The following is a 5256-nucleotide window of genomic DNA, read 5'->3' as shown; positions in this document are numbered from 1 at the left end:
CCATCAGAAAGCCTTCGCCAAGGCTATCCTCCTCTGCGAGCACATGAACGATGGCGGGCACTGGAACGCCAGCCTGTTCGGCGGCCCGGATCACTTTGGCTTCATTGGGAAGACCGATAGCGGTCGCCGACGACGCTGAACGGGTCACATCCGGTGCGCGCCGAAGGATCAGCGAATCAGGGACCCCCGTTCCCTCAAGCTTCAGAAGCCATGTTTCCTGGCTTGCACCACCAGACAGGCGGTCGACCGACACCAATTCTGTGGAACCGGAATAGATTCGGCGGATTAGATCGGCGAGTCTGCTTTGAAATTCTTGCGTGTCACTCATCTTGGCCACATTTAACGGAAAGCATATCACTTCCAAGCCATACTCAACGTCAACCAGACGCACTCAGGAGCGCCTTGAATGGCCAAAAAAGGCAAAAAACCCGGTGGAATCATGGATATTGAGCCAAAGCCGAGGCGCATAAGCGTTTGGGCCTGGCTTCGTGGACGATTCCTGGCGGGCATGGTCATCGCCGCCCCGATCGCGATCACGATCTTCGTGCTGCAATTCCTGATCAACTTTATCGACAGCCGCGTCAAACCACTCCTGCCGCCAATTCTCCAGCCGGAAACCTACACGAATTATGCGATCCCGGGATTTGGCGTTCTGGTGATGATCATTGCGCTGACGATTCTCGGCGCGATCGCGACCAATCTGATCGGCCGGTCCGTGATCAGCGCGACCGACCGCATCCTCTCGCGAATTCCGCTCGTGAGGAATGTCTACGCGGCCTTCAAGCAGCTCACCGAGGTGCTCGCGAACAATCAGCAGGCGTCTTACGACCGTGTTGTCATGGTCGAGTATCCCAAGAAGGGCAGCTGGTGCATCGGCTTTGTCGCGTCCAATGCGAAGGGCGAGGTGAAGGAAAATCTGAGCGACGAATTCATCGGCGTATTCGTACCAACGACGCCCAACCCGACCTCCGGCTTCCTGATGTTTGTCCACCAGAGTGAGTGCATTGATCTCGAAATGACAGTGGAAGAGGGCGCAAAAATGATCCTCTCCGCTGGCCTGATCGTTCCTGAAAGACTGCCCGACCCGGCTGCCGAGCAATCGTCAGCCATTACGGTTTAGCGGACTGAACAGGTCTTTGAGCAGGCTCAGGGCGTCCAGCCGGGCCTCGGTCGCATTGCCGGCGCGTTCTACAAGATAACGCGCATCCTGGCGAGCGATGTCGATAAGGTCTGCGTCTTTCGAAAGATCAATAATGCGGTAATCCACGGCGCCTGACTGCCGCACACCCAGAAGGTCGCCCGGCCCACGGAGCCGAAAATCGGCCTCCGCGATTTCGAACCCGTCCTCTGTTCCCCGCAGCGTTTCCAGACGCTCTCGCGCCAGCTCTCCAAGCGGTGGCCGGTACAGCAGGATGCAGTAGGACTTTTTCGTACCGCGCCCCACACGGCCCCTCAGCTGGTGCAGCTGGGCAAGGCCAAACCCTTCGGCCCGTTCGATGACCATGATGGTAGCGTCGGGAACATCGACGCCCACCTCGATCACGGTCGTCGCGACGAGGATGCTGGTTTCACCGGTGCGGAAAGCTTCCAGCGCAGCGTCTTTCTCTTCGCCTTTCAGTCGGCCATGGACGAGCCCGACATCGACGCCGAGCCGGTCTTTAAGGGCCGCCGCGCGGTAGACCGCCGAGCTGTCGTCATCATCGGCATCGACGCGCGGACAGACCCAGAAAACCCGCTCACCCCTCGACACGGCGCGCCCGACCGCTTCGACCACATCCTCTATGCGGATGTCGGAAACGACCCGTGTCTCAATTGGTTGGCGTCCCACAGGTTTCTCGTCGAGGATGGAAATATCGAGATCGCCATGAACCGCCTGAGCGAGGGTCCGCGGGATGGGCGTCGCACTCATCACCAGCATATGCGGCGCCTCTGCCTTGCCGGCGAGCTTCATCCGGTCGGCGACGCCGAAGCGGTGCTGTTCGTCCACAATGATAAGGCCGAGGCCGTTAAAGCGGACCGACTCCTGGAACAGCGCCTGCGTGCCGATAGCGATCTGGATCGAGCCATCCGCGAGCCCCATAAGGGCACTCTCCCTGGCGCGTCCCTTGTCGCGCCCGGTCAGGGCGACCACCTCATAGCCGAGCGGCGCCAGGAAGTTCGCGACAGTCTCATATTGCTGGCGAGCAAGTACTTCCGTCGGCGCCATGAAACAGGCCTGGTAGCCGGCGCTGACAGCCTTCGCAGCCGCCAGAACAGCCACGAGCGTCTTGCCAGAGCCGACATCGCCCTGAAGCATACGGCGCATTGGATGGGGCTGCTCGATATCAGCCACGATATCCTTCACAGCGCGGACCTGCGCTGATGTCAGCTTGTACGGCAGGCTTTTGGATACCGTGTTCAGGCCGTCATTCGTCGATGTGAGGGGCGGGGCAGGGCGCTCAGCGCGCGATTTCCGTGCCATGGAGAAGACCAGCTCACGTGCAAGCACTTCGTCATAGGCAAGACGCTGGCGCGCGATCTCGAATCGCTCCGGCTCGTATGCCGCCGGCGCATGGAGAAGATGTAAAGCCTCCCTGAAAGCGGGCCAGTCATTCTTCTGAAGCACGTCTGCCGAAATCCATTCTGGTAGCTCGGGCTCAACCAGCTCCAGCGCCGCACTGGTTGCCGAATGCAGCTTCTTGTTCGTCAGTCCGGCCGTCAGATTGTAGATCGGCTCGACTTCGGGGGGCCTCTCACCCTTTGCGGGGTCGATTATATAATCGGGATGCGACATCTGCCGCTCCCCCTGAAACTCGCCGACCTGGCCTGAGACAATCCGTTCCTTGCCGATCGGAAACTGGCCCTGCAGCCAGCGCGGCTCTGCTCGAAAGAAGGTGAGCGTCAGGAAACCTGTTCCGTCAAACATCTGGATTCGGTGCGGCGCCCGGTCGCCATAAGGCGCCTTATAGGAATGTACTTCGCCTTGCACGGTCGCGACTTCGCCTGGCACGAGCTCATCGAATGACGCTTTCACACGCCGGTCCAGCCAGCGCTTCGGCAAGTGGAGGAGCAGGTCCCAGACCGTATCACCACCAATCAGCCGCTCGAAGACAGGCCGCAATTTCGGTCCGATGCCCGGCAAACTGTCGACCGGCTGGAACAGGGGGAAGAGTCGCTCGTCACGCATGGGCAAGGTTGACATTAGACGATGCTGCTTCACCTGCAATCGGTGTATCGATGCAAACTGCACGATGAGGACATGATGGACGACAGAAGACGCAAATTGCTTTTCAGGGCGCAGCGCCGGGGCTTCCGCGAAATGGACCTGATCATGGGCCAGTTCGCCAACGCGAACCTCGCCGGGATGGAACCGGCCGAGCTCGATGAATTCGAGCGGCTTCTGCAGACGCCGGATTGGGAGGTCTACGCCTGGATCATCGGCAACAAGTCTGTTCCGCCAAATTATGCAGGGCCAGTGCTGGACCAGCTGCTGTCCTTCAAGTACGACCCGCGCGGTTAGTCCGACCTCTCCCGCATCCCGTCTGCCAGCTTTCCGCGATCCCGATCCATGTCAAAGACCTCGACCCTCGCGAAGCTTTCTGCGCCGACAAATATTTCAGGCGCGCCGTTCGGGCTTGATCTGCTGGCGCTTCAGCAAAGCCTGCAGGAGACCGGCGGTCTCGGGCTTTATGTTGCGCGCGACGACAAGGCTGCGTCCACCGCGCTGAAGCTTGCAGAGTTCAACTTTCCGGCCATGGACCGCGTCCTGCTGCCCGGCTGGGACATCCTGCCTTATGACCGTGTCAGCCCCAGCGCGGCTGTTGCGTCGGTGCGATGTGCCGCCCTCTCACGCCTCGCCCAGTATGAAGGCGGAAAGCCGCTCCTCGCGATCACGACGGCATCCTCGCTCGTCCAGCGCGTTCCGCCGCGCGAGACCATGCGCCGGGCGAGTTTCTCCCTCATCGTCGGCGAAGATGTCGACGAAAAGTCGCTGACTGACTATCTCGCAGTGAATGGCTATTTCCGTTCCAGTACCGTCTCCGAGCGTGGCGAATATTCGGTCCGCGGCGGCATCATCGATATTTATCCGCCGACCAGCCCTGAACCCATCCGCCTCGACCTTTTCGGAGCGACGCTCGACCGGCTCAAGGCCTTCGATCCGGAAACCCAGGTCTCGACGCGAAATCTCACATCAGCCGTCCTCGCGCCTGTGTCCGAAATCCTTTTCTCTGAGGAAACGCTCTCCCTTTTCCGCGAGAAATACCTCGCCGCACTTGGCGCGCCTGCAGGCGACACAATGTATGAAGCGGCGCGCGCCCAGATCCGCCGGCAGGGCCTCGAAAACTGGTTGCCACTCTTCCACGACCACCTCGACACACTGTTCGACTATGCGGGTGAGGAAGCGCTGATCGGATTTGGATATCTCGCGCCTGAAGCCAGCTCCGAGCGGCTCTCTCAGGCCGAAGACTACTATAATGCGCGCCTGGAAGCAGCGACCGAGGATCGGCCTGCCCGGGTGCTCGCGCCTGAGGTGCTGTATCTCAAACCTGGCGAACTCGAAGCGAGCCTGAACGCGCGCGGCGTGGCCCGCTTCAATCCGGCCGCAGGTGAGGGCGGCATTGATCTTGGCGGCGCACAAGGGCGTGATTTCGCGCCTGAGCGGGCCCGCCCGGACATCAATGTCTTCGAAGCAGCGGCCCAGCATACCAGAGCGCTCCGAGACGCAAACAAGACTGTCATTCTTGGCGCCTGGACGACGGGCTCGGCCGATCGCCTTATCGGCGTCATGGAAGATCATGGTCTTGGGACATTGTCCCGGACCTATTCACTGGATGCAGCCAGATCAGCGGGCCTCAGCATCAGCGAAATGCCGCTTGAGCAGGGCTTCGTAACGGATGATCTCGCCATTGTCTCCGAGCCTGACATCCTCGGTGACCGGCTCGCCGCGCCGCGGCGCAAACGTAAGGCCGCCAACTTCATCGCCGAGGCCGGTTCTCTGAATACAGGTGACCTTGTCGTCCACCTGGACCATGGCGTCGGCCGCTATGAAGGTCTCAAGACACTGGAACTGACCGGCGCGCCGCATGACTGCCTGGAGCTCTCCTATGCGGGCGGTGACCGCATCTATCTGCCGGTCGAGAATATCGACCTCATCAGCCGCTATGGCAGCGAGGATGCGGAAAGCGCGATCGATCGGCTAGGCGGCGTGGGCTGGCAGACGCGTAAGGCGCGCGCCAAGAAACGTATCCTCCAAATGGCGGCCGAACTGCTCGATAT

The 5256-nt window shown here is 60.7% G+C and carries 5 protein-coding genes; 3 read left to right on the top strand and 2 right to left on the bottom strand.

Annotation, left to right across the window (positions count from 1 at the left end; genetic code table 11):
- A partial coding sequence (locus WA989_RS09890; RefSeq protein WP_424340334.1) for a phosphotransferase occupies positions 1–391 on the bottom strand: 391 nt, incomplete at its 3' end.
- Between the two features lie 15 nt (positions 392–406).
- On the opposite strand from WA989_RS09890, the gene WA989_RS09885 reads away from it, so the two are divergent.
- Positions 407–1120: a DUF502 domain-containing protein gene (locus WA989_RS09885; RefSeq protein WP_424340333.1), complete on the top strand. Its 714-nt coding sequence runs from the start codon at positions 407–409 to the stop codon at positions 1118–1120.
- Here the strand turns inward: WA989_RS09885 and recG are convergent.
- Positions 1103–3166, bottom strand: a complete 2064-nt coding sequence (gene recG / locus WA989_RS09880) for an ATP-dependent DNA helicase RecG (RefSeq protein WP_424340332.1) — start codon at positions 3164–3166, stop codon at positions 1103–1105. The two genes, WA989_RS09885 and recG, sit on opposite strands and share 18 nt — an antisense overlap.
- Before the next feature lie 75 nt (positions 3167–3241).
- Between recG and WA989_RS09875 the strand changes: the two genes are divergently transcribed.
- Together WA989_RS09875 and WA989_RS09870 are read left to right on the top strand one after the other, a co-directional pair.
- On the top strand, positions 3242–3499 hold the full coding sequence (locus WA989_RS09875) for a succinate dehydrogenase assembly factor 2 (protein WP_424340331.1): 258 nt from the start codon (positions 3242–3244) through the stop codon (positions 3497–3499).
- Between the two features lie 48 nt (positions 3500–3547).
- Positions 3548–5256 (top strand): CarD family transcriptional regulator (locus tag WA989_RS09870; RefSeq protein ID WP_424340330.1); only part of this gene is annotated, 1709 nt, incomplete at its 3' end.

Origin of the sequence: Henriciella sp. (assembly GCF_049649345.1) — a bacterium.
In the GTDB taxonomy this organism is placed as follows: domain Bacteria; phylum Pseudomonadota; class Alphaproteobacteria; order Caulobacterales; family Hyphomonadaceae; genus Henriciella.
This window is presented reverse-complemented; position numbering and strand designations above follow the sequence as displayed.